The sequence below is a fragment of the Curtobacterium sp. MCBA15_008 genome (assembly GCF_001865065.1).
Lineage (GTDB): Bacteria > Actinomycetota > Actinomycetes > Actinomycetales > Microbacteriaceae > Curtobacterium.
This window is the reverse complement of record NZ_MJGN01000003.1, coordinates 40,029-55,904: the sequence shown is the minus strand read 5'-3', so window position 1 is coordinate 55,904 and position 15,876 is coordinate 40,029. Positions and strand designations below refer to the sequence as shown.

At 72.3% G+C, this 15,876-nt stretch carries 13 protein-coding genes; 6 read left to right on the top strand and 7 right to left on the bottom strand.

Going from position 1 to position 15,876, the window contains the following annotated elements:
- The first annotated feature begins 632 nt into the window (after positions 1-632).
- The 4 genes from BIU96_RS01865 (at position 633) to BIU96_RS01850 (ending at position 4,381) form a co-directional block, all read left to right on the top strand.
- Positions 633-1,490, top strand: a complete 858-nt coding sequence (locus BIU96_RS01865) for a hypothetical protein (protein ID WP_083402578.1) — start codon at positions 633-635, stop codon at positions 1,488-1,490.
- A 125-nt stretch (positions 1,491-1,615) separates the two neighbouring features.
- Positions 1,616-2,176, top strand: a complete 561-nt coding sequence (locus BIU96_RS01860; protein WP_071290910.1) for a YceI family protein — start codon at positions 1,616-1,618, stop codon at positions 2,174-2,176.
- A gap of 652 nt (positions 2,177-2,828) precedes the next feature.
- Positions 2,829-3,395 (top strand): TIGR03086 family metal-binding protein, encoded by a 567-nt coding sequence (locus BIU96_RS01855; RefSeq protein WP_071290909.1) that lies wholly within the window; start codon positions 2,829-2,831, stop codon positions 3,393-3,395.
- On the top strand, positions 3,392-4,381 hold the full coding sequence (locus BIU96_RS01850) for an aldo/keto reductase (RefSeq protein WP_071290908.1): 990 nt from the start codon (positions 3,392-3,394) through the stop codon (positions 4,379-4,381). The genes BIU96_RS01855 and BIU96_RS01850 overlap by 4 nt, the downstream gene beginning before the upstream one ends.
- Positions 4,382-4,438: 57 nt before the next feature.
- Here BIU96_RS01850 and BIU96_RS01845 read toward each other — a convergent pair whose 3' ends face one another.
- The gene (locus BIU96_RS01845; RefSeq protein WP_071290907.1) at positions 4,439-5,389 is read right to left on the bottom strand and encodes an oxygenase MpaB family protein; all 951 of its coding nucleotides are present in this window, start codon (positions 5,387-5,389) and stop codon (positions 4,439-4,441) included.
- Between the two features lie 87 nt (positions 5,390-5,476).
- Here BIU96_RS01845 and BIU96_RS01840 point away from each other — a divergent pair, with 87 nt between their 5' ends.
- Positions 5,477-7,159, top strand: coding sequence for a long-chain-fatty-acid--CoA ligase (locus BIU96_RS01840; RefSeq protein WP_071290906.1), 1,683 nt, complete (start codon positions 5,477-5,479; stop codon positions 7,157-7,159).
- Between the two features lie 100 nt (positions 7,160-7,259).
- On the opposite strand, the gene BIU96_RS01835 is transcribed toward BIU96_RS01840, so the two are convergent.
- The 6 genes from BIU96_RS01835 to BIU96_RS01810 all read right to left on the bottom strand — a co-directional run bounded on the left by BIU96_RS01835 (position 7,260) and on the right by BIU96_RS01810 (position 14,455).
- Positions 7,260-8,354, bottom strand: a complete 1,095-nt coding sequence (locus BIU96_RS01835; protein WP_071290905.1) for an NAD(P)-dependent oxidoreductase — start codon at positions 8,352-8,354, stop codon at positions 7,260-7,262.
- Entirely contained in the window at positions 8,351-9,382 is a 1,032-nt protein-coding gene (locus BIU96_RS01830) for a hypothetical protein (RefSeq protein ID WP_071290904.1), read from the bottom strand. The genes BIU96_RS01835 and BIU96_RS01830 overlap by 4 nt, the downstream gene beginning before the upstream one ends.
- A gap of 134 nt (positions 9,383-9,516) precedes the next feature.
- Complete coding sequence (locus BIU96_RS01825; RefSeq protein ID WP_139199697.1) at positions 9,517-10,485, bottom strand: DMT family transporter; 969 nt, start codon at positions 10,483-10,485, stop codon at positions 9,517-9,519.
- A complete protein-coding gene (locus BIU96_RS01820; RefSeq protein WP_254785903.1) occupies positions 10,482-12,383 on the bottom strand; it encodes an amino acid transporter in 1,902 nt (633 codons plus the stop codon). The genes BIU96_RS01825 and BIU96_RS01820 overlap by 4 nt, the downstream gene beginning before the upstream one ends.
- Positions 12,384-12,617: 234 nt before the next feature.
- Positions 12,618-13,004 carry a hypothetical protein gene (locus BIU96_RS01815; RefSeq protein WP_071290902.1) on the bottom strand — a complete coding sequence of 129 codons (387 nt, stop codon included), beginning with the start codon at positions 13,002-13,004 and terminating at the stop codon, positions 12,618-12,620.
- Positions 13,005-13,015: 11 nt separating this feature from the next.
- Positions 13,016-14,455, bottom strand: a complete 1,440-nt coding sequence (locus BIU96_RS01810; RefSeq protein WP_139199693.1) for a PspC domain-containing protein — start codon at positions 14,453-14,455, stop codon at positions 13,016-13,018.
- 114 nt (positions 14,456-14,569) lie between these two features.
- On the opposite strand from BIU96_RS01810, the gene BIU96_RS01805 reads away from it, so the two are divergent.
- Positions 14,570-15,835 carry an ATP-binding protein gene (locus tag BIU96_RS01805; protein WP_083402577.1) on the top strand — a complete coding sequence of 422 codons (1,266 nt, stop codon included), beginning with the start codon at positions 14,570-14,572 and terminating at the stop codon, positions 15,833-15,835.
- The last annotated feature ends 41 nt before the right edge of the window (positions 15,836-15,876 follow it).

Genomic DNA, 15,876 nt, shown 5'->3' with positions numbered 1-15,876 from the left:
GGGGGGTGGGGCGGGGGCCGCGGGGCCGGCGGGTGCGGGCGGGGGTGCGGGCGGTGCCGGATTCGCGAGCGGGCGAAATCCCAGCGTCCCCCCGTCGGCGCACCCGGGCATCTCGCCCGCTCGGTCGCCGCGCCGCCGGAGCGCGTGCCAACCCGCCTCCGCCCACACGCCCGGCTTGCCCCACACGCGAGCGGGCAGAACATCGGCGTCCGGCCGTTTCCGCACCATGGCATCTCGCCCGCTCGCCGACCGCCCGCTCGTCGTCTGCCCGCGCCGCAGTGGCCGCCCACCCCATCCCGGTCCACCTGCTGGCTCCACGATCGGGCGAATCAGCCGCGTGGCTCCGTCCGCGCACTCCGGCACTTCGCCCGCTCACCCATCGGTCGGCTCGCCCTTGCGCGAACGGGCGGAACAGCCGTGTCCGGCGGCACCCTCACCCGGGTGAATCGCCCGTTCGACGCGAGTGGCTCCCCTCCACAGCCGCGTTGCGACCGCGACCATCCACAGTGGAGGCGCGACTCACCCCGCACTCGTCGGCTCGACTCGACGATGTGGAGATGACCGCAAGAAGTCGCCTTCCGATGATCCTTCGGGATTGCTCGTTCCGCGTGCGAAACGCCTTGCACCGGGGCGTGTCCCGAGGGCGTCTCGACGCGAAGGACCTCGTCCGCCCGTTCCACGGCATCCGTTCCGCGACCGTGCCGCACACCGTCGACGAACGCGCCCGGGCACTGGCGCCCAGGCTCCGCCCCGATCAGGTGTTCAGTCACGTCACTGCGGCGGCGATCCTGGGCGTCCCGCTTCCTCGACGGGTCGAGCGCGATGCACGCCTCCACGTCACGACGATCGGCGTCGACCAAGCACTCCGGGTCCGCGGTGCAGTGGGACACCGCGCGAAGTACGGCTCGGTGCGGATGACCATGAGCCGCGGGGTCCCGATCAGCAACCCTGCCGACACCTTCGTCGCCCTCGGCACACTGCTGACGCTCGACGAGCTCGTCGTCGCCGGGGACGCACTCGTCGGGACGCTGGGCTGGGTGACGCTCGACGAACTCTTCGCAGCGGTCCACCGTCGTCGCGGCATCCGGGGCATCGTGAAGCTCCGGCTCGCCCTCGTGGAGATCCGTACGGGTTCCCGTTCCCCGGGCGAGACCCGGACGAGACTGGCACTCCTGCGTCGCGGGTTGCCGGAACCGCGGTTGAACCACGACGTCGTCGTCGATGGCCGGTGGGTCGCGTGCGTCGATCTCGCCTACCCCGACGCACGTGTGGCGATCGAGTACGAGAGCGATCTCCACCGCACTGATCCAGCCACGTTCCGGAAGGACCTCACGCGGGGCGAGCATCTCAAGGACGTCGACTGGTGGCTCGTCCGGGTCACCGCTGACGACCTCGGACGAGACGTCGAACGATTCGTGCGGCGTGTCCGTCGACTTCTCGAAAGCGGGCTGCACGGGAGGCACGACACACGCTTTGCGTCACTTCAGTGAACAATAGTTGACGCTTCAACCAAAAGGGTGCACACTGGCGTAGCATCAACTTCGATGCGGGCGCATGGATCGGGGCTCCGGTTCGTCCGCGTCGCACTCAGACTCTCGTTCGGAAGAAGGACATCATGACGCTCACCTCTGCAACCGTTCCCGGCTACCAGACCGGCACCTGGAAGATCGACCCCACCCACTCCGAGGTCACCTTCTCGGTCCGCCACCTCGCCATCAGCAAGGTGAAGGGCAAGTTCGAGACCTTCGACGCGACCGTCGTCACCGCCGAGAACCCGCTCGAGTCGACCGTCGAGGCCAACATCGACGTCGCGTCGATCAACACCGGCCAGGAGCAGCGCGACCAGCACCTCAAGACGAGCGACTTCTTCCTCACCGAGGAGCACCCGCAGCTCACCTTCCGCTCGACGAGCATCGAGGCCAAGGGTGACGACCTGCACATCGCTGGCGACCTCACCCTCCGTGGTGTCACCAAGCCGGTCGTCCTCAAGGCCGAGCTCGGCGGCTTCACGACCGACGGCTACGGCCAGGTCAAGTTCGGCGCCGAGGCGACGACCAAGATCGACCGCACCGAGTTCGGCGTGAACTGGAACGCCGCGCTCGAGGCCGGCGGCTTCACGCTGGGCAACGACGTCACGATCAACCTCGACGTCCAGTTCGTCCTCCAGGCGGCCTGAGTCCCGACGGATTCGTCGCCCTACTGAGGGCACCGAACAGCACGACCCGAACACGAGACGAACGCCCCGGCTCCTCCCCCACGGAGCCGGGGCGTTCGTCGTACCCGGATCGGTTCTGCGACCCGCCCACGACGCGCGCCTTTGTCCGGGCGGGCGAATCCCCGTGGTCGATCGTGATCGCGTCGGGACCTCTTCACCCGTTCGTGCGTCCGATGCGAGGACACGTTCAGCTCCGGATGTGCACGGCACCGACCGGGCGCAACGCCCGAGCTGCGACGAGCATCGAGCACGCGGGGCCGAACGGGCGAAATGCCAGGGCCGCTCGGCGTCCCACCCCGCCTTCTCACCCGCTCGCACGCGGCGGGGCGCCGGCCACAGGAACGTTGCGGCGACTGGGCGTATTCGACGGGTCACCCGTGCGCGCACGCTGGTATTCCGCCCGCTCGCGGACACGGGTCGGGCGTAGCGTTGCACCGCACGCACCACGCACCACGGACCCCCACGGGAATCCACCCGCGGCCCCGCGGGTTGCAGGCGAGCACGAGCACGCGCACGCGCACGCGCCACGCGCCGTACCCCCGCGAACACGAACGCAAACGCGAACGCGAACACGAACACGAACACGAACACGACGACGAACAGGAGCACCACCATGGCCACCGACTGGATCGCGCTGCAAGCCCTCGCGGCATCCGAGTTCGGCCGCCGCGTCGCCGCCGTGACGGACTGGGACGCCTCGACGCCCGACTCCGAGTGGACGACCCGCGACCTCGTCCGCCACGTCGTCGCCGAGCAGCGCTGGATCCCGAAGCTCCTCACCGGGTGCGACTACGCCCAGGCCGAGGCGGACCTCGAGGAGGTCGGCGACGACCTCCTGGCCGAGTGGGCGAAGTTCGCCACTGCGGCGACCGACGCCTGGAGGAATTCGCCCGCTGACACGCCCGTGCACCTCGCCACCGACGTCGTGCCCGCCGCGCAGTACCTCACCGAGCAGACCAGCGACATCACGATCCACACGTGGGACCTCGCGCGGGCGACGGGCTCGGACGAGCGACTCCCGGACGAGCTCGTCGAGGCCGTGTGGGAGTACTTCCAGCCGCAGATCGAGCACCTCGCGGCGACCGGGCTCTACGCCGCTCCGGTCGACGTCGACGAGGACGCTCCGCTCCAGGTCCGCCTGCTCGCCGTCACAGGGCGCGATGCCAGGGTGAAGGCATGAGCGAAGCAACCACGCGACTCGGCGCCAGCGGCCTCGAGATCAGCGCCGTCGTCCTCGGCATGATGTCCTACGGCAACCCCGAACGAGGCTCCCACGCCTGGAGCGTCGGCATCGACGAGGCCCGCCCCTTCGTCCGCCGGGCCTTCGATGCCGGCATCACCACGTTCGACACCGCGAACGTGTACTCCGCCGGCAGCAGCGAGGAGATCACCGGCACCCTCCTCAAGGAGCTCGCCCCGCGCGAGGACGTCCAGGTCTTCACGAAGGTCTTCAACCGGATGCGCCCCGGCCGGAACGGCGCCGGGCTGTCCCGCGCAGCGATCATGCACGAGATCGACGCCTCGCTGACCCGCCTCGGCACGGACTACGTCGACCTGTACCAGATCCACCGCTTCGACCCGCACACCCCGGTCGAGGAGACGATGGAGGCCCTGCACGACGTCGTGAAGTCCGGCAAGGCCCGCTACATCGGCGCGAGCAGCATGTGGGCGTGGCAGTTCGCCGAGATGCAGCACGTCGCCGAGCTGCACGGGTGGACGAAGTTCGTCGCGATGCAGGACCAGTACAACCTCCTCGAACGCGAGGAAGAACGCGAGATGCACCCGTTCTGCGCCCACACCGGCGTCGGCGTGATCCCGTGGAGCCCCCTCGCCCGCGGCAAGCTGACCCGCCCGTGGGACGCGAGCGGGTCCGGTCCGCGCGCGGACACCGACGAGTTCGGCAAGACCCTCTACCGCCAGGACGAAGACGCGAACCGTGCGATCGTCGACGCGGTGCAGCAGGTCGCCGAGGCCCACGACGCGAGCATGGCCCAGGTCGCCCTCGCGTGGGTGATGCACCAGGACGTCGTGTCCGCCCCGATCGTCGGCGCGACGAAGGAGCACCACATCGACGACGCGGTGGCCGCAGCCTCGCTCACGCTCACCGACGACGAGGTCTCGCGGCTCGAGTCCGCGTACACACCCCGGGTGCCGTCCGGTTTCTGACGTGACCGGCTGACGGCCTGGAGGCGCGGTGCGGGGCCGACCCGCGCCTCCAGGCCGTCAGACCGTTGCGTCCACCCCGCCGGACGCGCGTCGCTCGTCGTCCGCACGTCGGAGTCGCGCGATGCGCGTGAGCGCTGCGCGCTCCGTGCCGGGCTGGTGGCCGAGCACCGCCCCGATGCCGTCGAGCACGACCCCGGCGGTCTTCCGCACCGGGAACTCGACCGGCCCGAGCCCCGGCATCCGCAGACCGAGCATCGACCGGTGCGCCGGGTCGAGGGAGGCGACCGCGCCGTCGAACAGCGCGCGGTACCCGGGCCGGAGCAGCCGGGCGACCGGCGGGTCCTTGATGAACCGGACGACGTCCTTCGTGCGGGCGGTCACGGCGAGCTCCCCGCGGTCGAGGTACCCGTTCATCTGGGCGCGGAGCTCCGCGTCGGACTCCGGGGCGTCCTCGACGCCCATCAGCCGGCCGGCGATCGCCCACTCGCGGACGTACGCGTCCGGCCCGCCGGGGATCGGGTCACCCCAGAGCTGCGCGCTCCGGAGGAACGCGTCGGTGAAGGCGAGGTGCACCCAGCGCGCCAGGTCGGGGTCGTTCGCGGCGTACGGCCGGGTGACGCCGTGCCCGTCCACGTACTCGCCCCGGACCCGTTCGTGGAGCTTCCGGACCCAGTTGCTGGCGTTCGTGGCGGCCGCGGTGTCGCCGTGGGACACCGTGTAGATCCAGCGGATGGTGCCGGCGAGGCGTCCGAACGGGTCCTCGCGGTAGCGCGAGTGGTCGGCGACGCCCGCGAGGGCGCCCGGGTGCAGCGCCTGGACGAGCAGCGCGCGGACCCCGGCGAGGATCGTCTGCTTGCCGCCGTGCACCGACCAGGTCGCGGAACCGGGGCCGAAGAACCCGGCGTCGCTGCCCTGCTCGAGCTCGTCGATCCACGCCGGACGTTCCGTGGCACCGCCGGTGAACGTGTCGTTGAGACGGGAGCGGAAGGCGTCGGAGACGGAGGGCATGGCGCCATCGTCCGTCCCGCCCCTGACAGTGGGCTCGGACAGTGCGCTTCCCAGCCCCAGCCCGGGCGGCCCGCTAGGTTGGTCCGCGTGAGCATCGACACGCCTCGTCCCTGGCTTGCCTCGTACGCCCCGGGGGTCCCGCACGACATCGAGGAGCCCACGGGTTCCCTCTCCGACATCGTGGAGGAGTCCGCACGGCGGTTCCCGAAGCAGGTCGCCCTCGAGTTCTTCGGCCGCACGACGACGTACGCCGAGCTCGAGGAGCAGATCCTCCGGGCGGCGAACGGCCTCCGGAAGCTCGGCGTCTCGGCGGGTGACCGCGTCGCCGTCGTCCTGCCGAACTGCCCGCAGCACGTGGTCGCGTTCTACGCGGTGCTGCGGCTCGGGGCGATCGTCGTCGAGCACAACCCGCTGTACACGCCGCGGGAGCTCCGCCACCAGTTCGAGGACCACGGCGCGAAGGTCGCGATCGTCTGGGACAAGTCCGTCGCGACGCTGCAGGACTTCCCCGCCGACCTCGCGCTCGACGCGATCGTGTCGGTCGACCTCACCCGGGCGATGCCCCGCGCGACCCGGGTCGCCCTCGCACTGCCGGTCGCGAAGGCCCGCGAGTCCCGCGCCAAGCTGACGACGAAGGTCCGCGGCACGACGAAGTGGGACGACGTCGCGTCGAACCGGAAGCTGTCGAAGCGGCACCCGCGTCCCGCGACCGAGGACGTCGCCCTCATCCAGTACACCTCCGGCACCACGGGTGTGCCGAAGGGCGCCGTGCTGAGCCACCGCAACCTGCTCGCCAACGCCACGCAGGCGCGGCTCTGGGTGCCGCAGATCCGTCGCGGCGACAACGTCGTCTACGCCGTGCTGCCCATGTTCCACGCGTACGGCCTCACGCTGTGCTTGACCTTCGCGATGAGCATGGCCTCGCGGCTCGTGCTCTTCCCCGCGTTCGACCCGGCGCTCGTCCTCACGGCGATGAAGAAGCACCCGCCGACGTTCCTGCCGGCCGTGCCGCCGATCTACACGCGGCTGCAGCACGCGGCGGACTCGGCGAAGGTCTCGCTCGAGGGCATCGAGATCGGCATCTCCGGCGCGATGCCGCTGTCGCAGGACGTCGTCGAACCGTGGGAGGCCCGCACCGGCGGCTACCTCGTCGAGGGCTACGGCCTGTCCGAGTGCTCCCCCGTGCTCATGGCGAACCCGGTGTCCCCCGCCCGCCGGCTCGGCGCGATCGGGCTGCCGCTGTCCTCCACCGAGGCGCGCGTGGTGGACCCCGACGACTCCACGAAGGTGCTCGGCACCGACGAGGCCGGCGAGCTGCAGGTGCGCGGACCCCAGGTGTTCCGCGGGTACTGGGGCAAGGCCGAGGCGACCGACGAGGTCTTCACCCCCGACGGCTGGTTCCGCACCGGCGACATCGTGTCGATCGACGCGGACGGCTACGTGAAGATCGTCGATCGTCTGAAGGAACTCATCATCACCGGCGGCTTCAACGTGTCGCCGTCCGAGGTCGAGGACGCCCTGCTCAAGCACCCCAGCGTCCGCGAGGTCGCGGTCGTCGGGATCACGCAAGCCGGCAACGAGCAGGTCGTCGCCGCGGTCGTGCCGAAGGACCCGGACACGTTCGACGCCGAGGCGCTGCGGACCTGGTCGCGCGAGCACCTGGCGGCGTACAAGGTCCCGCGGCGCATCGTCGTGGTCGAGGACCTGCCCCGGTCGATGATCGGCAAGGTGCTGCGGCGGAAGGTGCGCGACCAGATCCTCGGCGACTGACCGCGGTCGGCCGTGGCCGCAGGCGAACCCCGGCAGGCCGACCGGGCCCCGGCGGGCGGCCGCGACCCCGGCGCAGCAGCCGGGCCGCGACCCGCCCGGCTCAGGCGGCGTCGAGCACCGGCACGTCCTGCGTCGTCATCCACTCGAGCAGCCGGGCGATCCCGGCCTCCGGGTCGACCAGCGGCACGTAGCCGAGTGCGTCCCGGGCCGCCGACACGTCCGCGAACGCCGCACGGACGTCCCCGAGCCGGTACTGCCCGGTCACCCGGGGTGCCGGAGCGCCGGCCTGCGCCGCGACGACCGCCGCGAGTTCGAGGAGCGTCATCGGGCTGCCGGAGCCGATGTCGACCGTCCGGGTGCCGTCCGCAGCGGAGCGGGTGGCGGACGCCAGCGCCGAGACGACGTCGTCGACGAAGACGAAGTCGCGCGTGATGGAGCCGTCCTCGTACACCGGGATCGGCCGCCGCTCGCGCGCCAGACGCCCGAACAGGCTGACGATGCCGGTGTACGGGTTCGACAGCGACTGGCCCGGGCCGTACACGTTCTGCAGCCGGAGCACGCTGAGGGGGACGCCGTGCGCGGAGGCCCAGGCGTGCAGCACGTGCTCCTGGGCGAGCTTCGTGGCCGCGTAGACGTTCGACGGACGCGGCTGGGTGACCGCGGCGGTGTGTGCGAGGGGCCGCACGGCGTGGCCGGCGTGGTCACCGGGAGCGCTCGGGTCCCACTGCGCCCGGTCGAGCTGGTGCACGTCGCGCGCATCAGCCACGAAGCGTTCGCCGTCGTCGGTGGCCCACTCGCCCTCGCCGTACACGGCCCGCGACGACGCCAGGACGAAGCGGTCCGGGACGTGTCCGGCCCGGTGCAGGCCGTCGAGGAGCTCGCTCGTGCCGACGACGTTCACGCGGGTGTGGCGGCTCGCCTCGGTCAGGGACTGCCCGGTGCCGGTCTCGGCGGCGAGGTGGACGACCACGTGGGGGCGCACCGTGCGGAGCACCGCGTCCCACATCGTCGGCACGGTGACGTCGAACGGGATCGCGGTGATGCCGCCGGGCAGCCGCGGCCACCCACCGGTGTGCACCTGCGGGTGCAGCACGTCGAGCAGGACGACGTCGTCGCCCGCGGCGGCGAGGCGTGTGGCGAGTCGGGAGCCGATGAAGCCGGCTCCCCCGGTGATCAGGACGGTACGGGTGGTCATGATGCCTCCTCTCCGGTGAGCAGCACGCGCTCATCGATGGTGTCGTAGACGCTCGGGTCGGCGCCGAACTTGCGTGCGAACGGGTGTGGGGCGGCCAACAGCATCGGCACGTCCTCCACGGTGAAGACGTCGGGTCGCCCCGAACGGTGGTCGGACCAGCGGATGGTGTGGAGCGACGCGTGCTCGACCCGGACGGTCGGGTCGTTGCCGAGGACGGTGGACGTGAACGCCTCGACCGGGATCACCGTGCGTTCGAAGTACCGCACGAGTCCGGGGTCGTCGCGGACGCGGTCGACGACGGAGCGCATCGCCCGCCGGTCGAGGGCGAACCAGCAGCTCGTGTACCAGCAGCGCTCGCCGTGGCGGAACGGTGTGCGGAGTGCTCGGACCCCGATCTTGGCGGGTACGTCCACCTCCGGCTTCGCGGCGGACAGCCGGACGGGTAGTCCGTGCACGCGGAGGCGGTGCGACGCGATGCCGAACGCCCGGTCCAGCAGCGTCCGCACCGGTCGGGGCAGCCGGTCGCCGAGCCGGAGGTCCGGGATCGTGTACCACCGGAACCGGTAGCGCTGGTGGACCTCGGCCCGGAGTTCCGGGTCGGGGACCTCGTCGATCGGCCACGACTCGAGCAGGGCGTTGGTGCCACGGTCGCCGGCGTCCTGCAGGCGGTCGCGGAGTGCAGCGGCCGGAGCCGTCGGGTGGTCCTGCTCGGACAGCAGCATCACCCAGTCGACGTCGAGCGTGTCGAGGATCCACGAGAAGACGCGCCACCGCGCCCGTTCGAGCGTGAGGTCACCCCACCCGATGCGCTCCGGGCTGAGCAGCACGTGCACCCCGAGGTCCTGCAGGGCCGGACGGGGCACGGGGTGGAAGGTCTCGTCGTGCTGCACGACGATCTCGGCGTCGGGGTCGCCGGTCCGCAGCGCTCTGACGAGTCGGAGCAGTTGTGTCCCGTCGCCGTACGACGTGATGAAGTAGGCAAGCCGCAGTGGTGCACGGTCCTCGGTGGTGCCGTGGTGCTCGGACATCTTCGCGTTCCTCGCAGGACGATGGTGCCGGCTGATCGCGGTCGAGCGCCGCGGTGCAGTCAGTATCTGTGCGGGCGCACAGCCACGTCGACGGAGACGTCCGCACTTCCGGTGCGGGAAACCGCACCAGCGCGTCAGCGGACGCGGCGCCCCGGCAGCCCGAGGAACGCCAGGCCGACCACCACGAGCCCGATGCCGGCCCATCCGACCACGCCCAGGTGCTCCCCCACGACGAGGACGGCGAGCACCGCGGCCACGACCGGCTCGAGCAGCGACAGCAGCGTCGCCACCGAGGCGCTGACGCTCCGCAGCCCGGCCGCGTACAGCGAGTGCCCGAGCACCGTCGGCACGAGCGCGAGGTACAGGAACACCGGCCAGTGCGCGGGCACACCGAGGTGCTCGTGGCCGCCCACCACGGCGAGGACGACGAGCGGCACGGCAGCGAGTCCGAACACCGCGCCGACGAGCCCGCGAGCTCCCGCCCGGGTCCGGACACCACGCACCTCGGGGGCCGCCTGCATCCCCCGCGCCACCGCCCACGAGTACAGCGCGTACGTGCACCCGGCGAGCAGCGCACTACCGAGCCCGAGCACGAGGGAGCCGTCCGCTCCGGGCCCCTCCGACCGCGCGAGCGTCACGACGACCATGCCGACCACGCTCACCAGGGTGGCGACGACCCACCTGGGCGTGACGCGCCTCCTGGCCGTCACCCACTCGACCAGTCCGGCGAACACCGGTGACGACCCGATCGCGACGGTCGTGCCCAGCGCGACGCCGGCGTCGGCGAGGGCCGCGTAGAAGGCGACCGCGTAGACGACGAGCGAGGCCGCACCGAGCAGCACCCAGCCGCGGGTCGCGCGCCGTGCGACGGCGAGCACGGTGCCACGGCCGGCGGCCGCGGCGAGCACGAGTCCGCCGAGCCCGAACGTCACTGCCCCGAAGACGAACGCCGGCACGCCGGGCGCGAAGTGCGTCGCTGTCCCGGTGGTCCCCCACACCGCGGCGGCCACGACGACGGCCGCGGCACCACCCACGGACCGTCGTGCGTCCGGTGCGGGCGCGGCGGACCGGGAGGCACGACCCGCGCCCGCAGGGCCGGTCACGACACGTGGACGCTCGGTCGGCGGTTCACGTCGGGTTCGGCTTCGCGGAGGACCTCTCGGGTGACCGGCGCGACGTCGCCGGCGCCGGTGAACACGAAGCGGATCGCGTTCCGGATCGGGCTGCCCTCGTTCCACTCGAAGTAGATGCTCGGCACGACGCCGGCGATGTCGCGGATCGCCAGCAGCGTGGACGCGATCGTGTTCGGCACGTTGCCGGACCGCACCTTGAGGACGCGGAAGCCGTGGATGACGTGCCCCTCGACGACGAGGTCCTCCTCGAAGTCGGACGAGTCGGCGGGCAGGACCTCGAGGAACATCGTCGGCACCCGCGCCGGGATGCCCGAGTCGCGGCGTTCCTCGCGCCCCTTCGACCGGTACGCGTCGGCGGTGCCCGCGCCCGGTTCGTTCGCGATGATGCAGACCGAGCTGAACTGGTCGGCGTCGGCCTCGACGAACTGACGGGCGGTGGCGTCCAGCTCGATCGACGACGCGCGGAGCTCGAAGGAGCGCCGGACGCGGGAGACGAGCGAGACCACGACGATGGCGATGATGAACACCGCGGCGATGCGGACGCCGTCCGGCCGTTCGATGACGTTCGCGACCGTCGTGTAGACGAACACGACGGCGATGACGCCGAACGCGATCGTCCGCTTCTTCTGCTGCTTCCGGCGGGCCGACAGGGTCACCGCGACCGCCGCGCTCGTGATGAGGACGAGCACCCCGGTGGCGTAGGCGCCGCCCTGCGCGTCGACGTTCGCGTCGAAGATGATCGTGATGACGAACGCGATGAGCGTGAAGATGATCACCAGGGGCCGTGTCGCCCGTGCCCACTGCGGTGCCATGCCGTAGCGCGGCAGGAAGCGCGGCACGAGGTTGAGCAGGCCCGCCATCGCGCTCGCTCCCGCGAACCACAGGATGGCCACGGTGGAGAAGTCGTAGACGGAGCCGAACACGCCGCCGAGGTACTCGTGCGCCAGGTAGGCCAGCGCCCGGCCGTTCGCGCCCCCGCCCTGCTCGAACTCGCGCTGCGGGATGAGGAACGTGGTCACGATCGACGACGTGATGAGGAACGAACTCATGATGACCGCCGCCACCGTGAGCAGCCGCTTCGTCCCGCGGATCCGCCCCTCGGGACGGGCGCTCGTGTCGTCCGAGGCGTCCCCGCGGACCTGGGGCATCACCGCGACACCGGTCTCGAAGCCGGACAGGCCGAGCGCGAGCTTCGGGAACACGATCAGCGCGATGCCGATCATCACGAGGGGGTTGCTGTGCTGCGCGGTGAGTCCGCTCCACCAGTCACTCGCCACCGTCGGGTGCTCGAACACGTGCCAGAGCGACACCGCGATCACGATCGCGTTGAGCGCCAGGAACACGCCCACGAGCACCACCGCGATGCCGATCGCCTCCTTGAAGCCGCGGAGGAACACGACGCCGAGCAGGAGCAGCAGCGCCAGGGTCAGCGGGACCGGGATCTCGGTGAACCAGTGCGGCGTGTACGGGTTCTCGGCGATGTGCGCCGTGGCGTCCGCCGCCGAGAGGGTCATCGTGATCATGAAGTCCGTCACCGCGAACCCCAGCAGGACGAGGACGAACAGCTTGCCCGCCCACCACGGCAGCAGCTTCTCGAGCATCATGATCGAGCCCGCGCCCCGGAAGCTGTCCTGCGCCACCCGGCGGTACACCGGCAGCGCCCCGAACAGCGTGACGAGCACGAGGACGATCGTCGCGATCGGTGAGAGGAGCCCGGCCGCGAGCGCCGCGATGGCCGGCTGGTAGCCGAGCGTGGAGAAGTAGTCCACGCCGGTCAGGCACATGACCCGCCACCACGAGTGGGTCTTCTCGACCTCGACCTGGTGCGGACCCTGGTGGGACGCACCCTGGTCGGCCCCGTGGAGCATCCACCGGCGCACCCGGGTGCTGCGGTCGAGGGATGGCTCGGTCGCGTCGCGTTCCGCGGCCCGCTCGGCGTCTGTCGCGGTCACGGAGTTGATCGTAAGCCGTCCGGGTGCCGCTGTCGTGCACCCGGACGACCCTGTGGACGGAGCCGCGCGGTCGGGCCCCTGTGCACTTCCGGCGGGATGCGCTCCCGGCGGGATGCGCTCCCGGCAGCATGCGCTCCCGGAAGGGACGCACTACCGACGGGGACGCGCGACCACCGCCGCGACGCCGGCGACGACGAGCAGGACGCCCGCGGCGATGCAGGCGGCGAGCAGGAGCGTCACCGGGTCCACCGAGAACCACGGCAGCGCGGTCACGGCCATGGCCAGCGCGAACACCAGCAGCAGGACGCCCCAGAAGATCGTGCCGAAGCGGGCCGACCGGCGTGGACGGGGTGCGGCCGGGGTCCTGGTCTGCGGTGCGTCCGGCAGCGTCGGGTCGAGCAGCCGGTCCATCGGGGTGGTCGGGTCCGACGCAGCGCTCCGGTCCGTCGGCGTCGTCGGACGCGTCGGGTCCACCGGACGCGTCGGGTCCACCGGACGGGTCGGGTCGATCGGGGTGGTCTCGTCGTCGTTCGTCATGGTCTCGTTCCTCACTGGTCCACGGGCACGGCGCGCGGGACCTCGACGCCCCCGCCGACGACCCAGACGTGCACGGTCGTGGTGTCGCTGGCGGCCGCGTCGCGCGCCGCTCGGTTCTCGACGGTGGTGGTGCCGAGCACACCGCCGACCGAGTCGTCCCCGGATCGGTCCGGCTCCGTGTCGACGCCGTACCCGATGCCGCTCACCTGCACCCGCACCGGCGCGTCGGTCGGCAGCAGCACGGTGGCACCGCCGGCACCGAGCCAGAGGTTCACCCGCCCTCCGCCGTCCGACTCCTCGAGCGCGCGCAGGTCGAGCGTCGGCCCACCCACGACCATCGCGTAGTTCCGTTCGGCGCCCGGCCCGACGTCGTCCACCCGCCAGGTCGTGCCGCCGATGACACTGAGCTGCGTGCCGCTCGGCAGCACCCCCGTCGCGACGAGCGCCACGACGCCGATGGTGGCGAACAGGCCGAGTCCGCCGCTCTCCCGTCCCCGGATCCCGGCGACGATGGTCGCGACCGCGAGCACCACCACGGCCGCTGCGATGCCGAGCACCGCGACCGGCAGCTCGGCCTGCTGCGCCCAGACCGCGACGCCGGCTCCGGCGACCAGGGCCAGCCCGAGGCTCACCGCGACGTACGCGGCTCCCGGAAGCCGCTCGGCCCGGCAGGCGCGACGCTCGGCAGCGCGCGCCCGCTCCGCCCGCATCCGCTCCAGGTGGGCACGGTTCCGGTCCGCCGCGGTCGCCCCGGGGGTCGGTCCCCACTGCCAGGAGGCGCGCCCCGCGTCCGCCGTCGCCCCCGCGGCACCAGCCGTGGCCGGGTCCGGGGCACCCGTGGTCGTCCCGGTCGACCAGGTCGCCCGGTCGACGGGCGGGTCCTCGGGGCTCGTCCAGAAGTCGCGCCGCGGACCGGCCGCGCCAGGTGCCGCAGCAGGGGCCGCGGGGTCGGCGGCGGGGTCGGTCGGTGCGCTCCGCAGGGGTCCGCGCCGTGCGACCACGACGGTCAGCCACACCACACCGCCGACGAGCGCGATGGTCCACGCCGTGCCGAGGGTCGCGGAGAGCCAGCCCGGCATGCCCCAGGCAACGGGGACGCCCTGCCACCAGATGCCCTGGACCGCCGGCACGAAGGTCAGCACGACGAGCACGCCGATCGCGATGAGCGCCGGGTCGAGCACGCCACGGACCATCCGCTCGACGTGGATGCGCCCGGACGAGTCCGGCAGCAGTGCCCAGCCGGCGGCGTACACGAGGAACACCGGGCCGCCGAGGATCGCCACGACGAGGGCGACGCCCCGCACGACGAGGGGGTCGAGGCCGGTGCGCTCGGCGACGGCACCGCAGACCCCGGCGAGCCAGCGGTCGTCGGTCCGCGTGACGTGGATGCCCCGGATCCAGTCGAAGAACCGTGTCGCCGACGCGGGGCCGCCGGTGTCCTGTTGAGTCATGTCCACCAGCCTCCCGGCAGCGGTCGTCCGACGCCATCGGGGTTGCCCCTGATCGCCCCCTGATCCCGGTCCCCCGCACTGCCCGGGGTGGCGGAGAGGTGTCAGGATGACCGCATGCCCACCGCCACGATGTCCCGCCCGGCCCTCCGGGTCGTCGGTGGCGTCTGCAGCGGCTTCGCCACCCACACCGGCCTGCCCGTCGGCGTGGTGCGACTCGTCACGGCAGCACTCGCCGTGTGCGGCGGGGCCGGGGTCCTGCTGTACGCGTGGCTGTGGGCGACGACGCCGAGCCTTGGCCCCGCCACACCGGTCCCGCTCAAGTCGGTGCTCACCGAACCGACGGACGACGCCGACGCCGAGGCCCGCGGCCGACGTGCTCCGGTCGTGGAGATCCTGCTCGGCGTCGCGCTGTTGACGACGGCGGGTGCGGTGATCGCCGCGCGGCTCGGAGCCGACGTCCCGCTCGAGGTCGTGGTCCCCGGTGTGGTCGTCGTCACCGGTGCCGCACTCGCCTGGCGGCAGTTCGACGCGCTGCGGAACGTCCGGGCACCGGGTTCCTCGGGGCTCGTCGTGCGCGCGCTCGGCGCCCTCGTGCTCGTGGTGCTCGGCATCCTGCTGTTCTTCACGACGAGCAGCCGCCCGAACGCGTGGACGGTCCTGACCGCCGCGGTCGCCGTCCTGCTCGGCGTGGCCGTCGTCGTCGCCCCGTGGGTGGTGCGGCTGGTCCGCGACCTCGCCGAGGAGCGCGCCGCCCGCGTCCGCGAAGTCGAGCGCGCCGAGATCGCCGCGCACCTGCACGACTCGGTGCTGCAGACCCTCGCGCTCATCCAGCAGCGGGCCGAGCCGGGGTCCGACGCCGCACGACTGGCCCGTGCCCAGGAACGTGAACTGCGGACGTGGTTGTTCACCGAGCAGGACGAAGCCTCCGGCGACCTCGGCGCGGAGCTGCGAGCAGCCGCTGTCGAGATCGAGGCCGAGTACCCGGCACGCGTCGAGGTCATCGCGATCGGACCGTCCAGGACGGACCTGCCCGACGGCATCGTCGGCGCCGCCCGGGAGGCCATGCTGAACGCCGCCCGCCACGCCGGCGGGACCGTGAGCGTCTACGCCGAGACCGGGGACGACCGGGTCGAGGTGAGCATCGGTGATCGTGGTCCGGGCTTCGACCCGGACACCGTCCCCGAGGGGCGCTACGGCGTGCGCGAGTCGATCGTCGGCCGCATGCACCGGCTCGGCGGGACCGCGACGATCGGACCCGGCCCCGGGCGGACCGGCACCCAGGTCCGACTGACTCTGCCGATCGCCCGGACCGACGGCGTCCGCCCCGGCGACCGCCGACCGGACGCCACGCGACCCGCCGAGACCGAGGAGACCCCGTGACCGAGGACACCGCGCCCACCGACGGCACCGCTCCCGTCGAC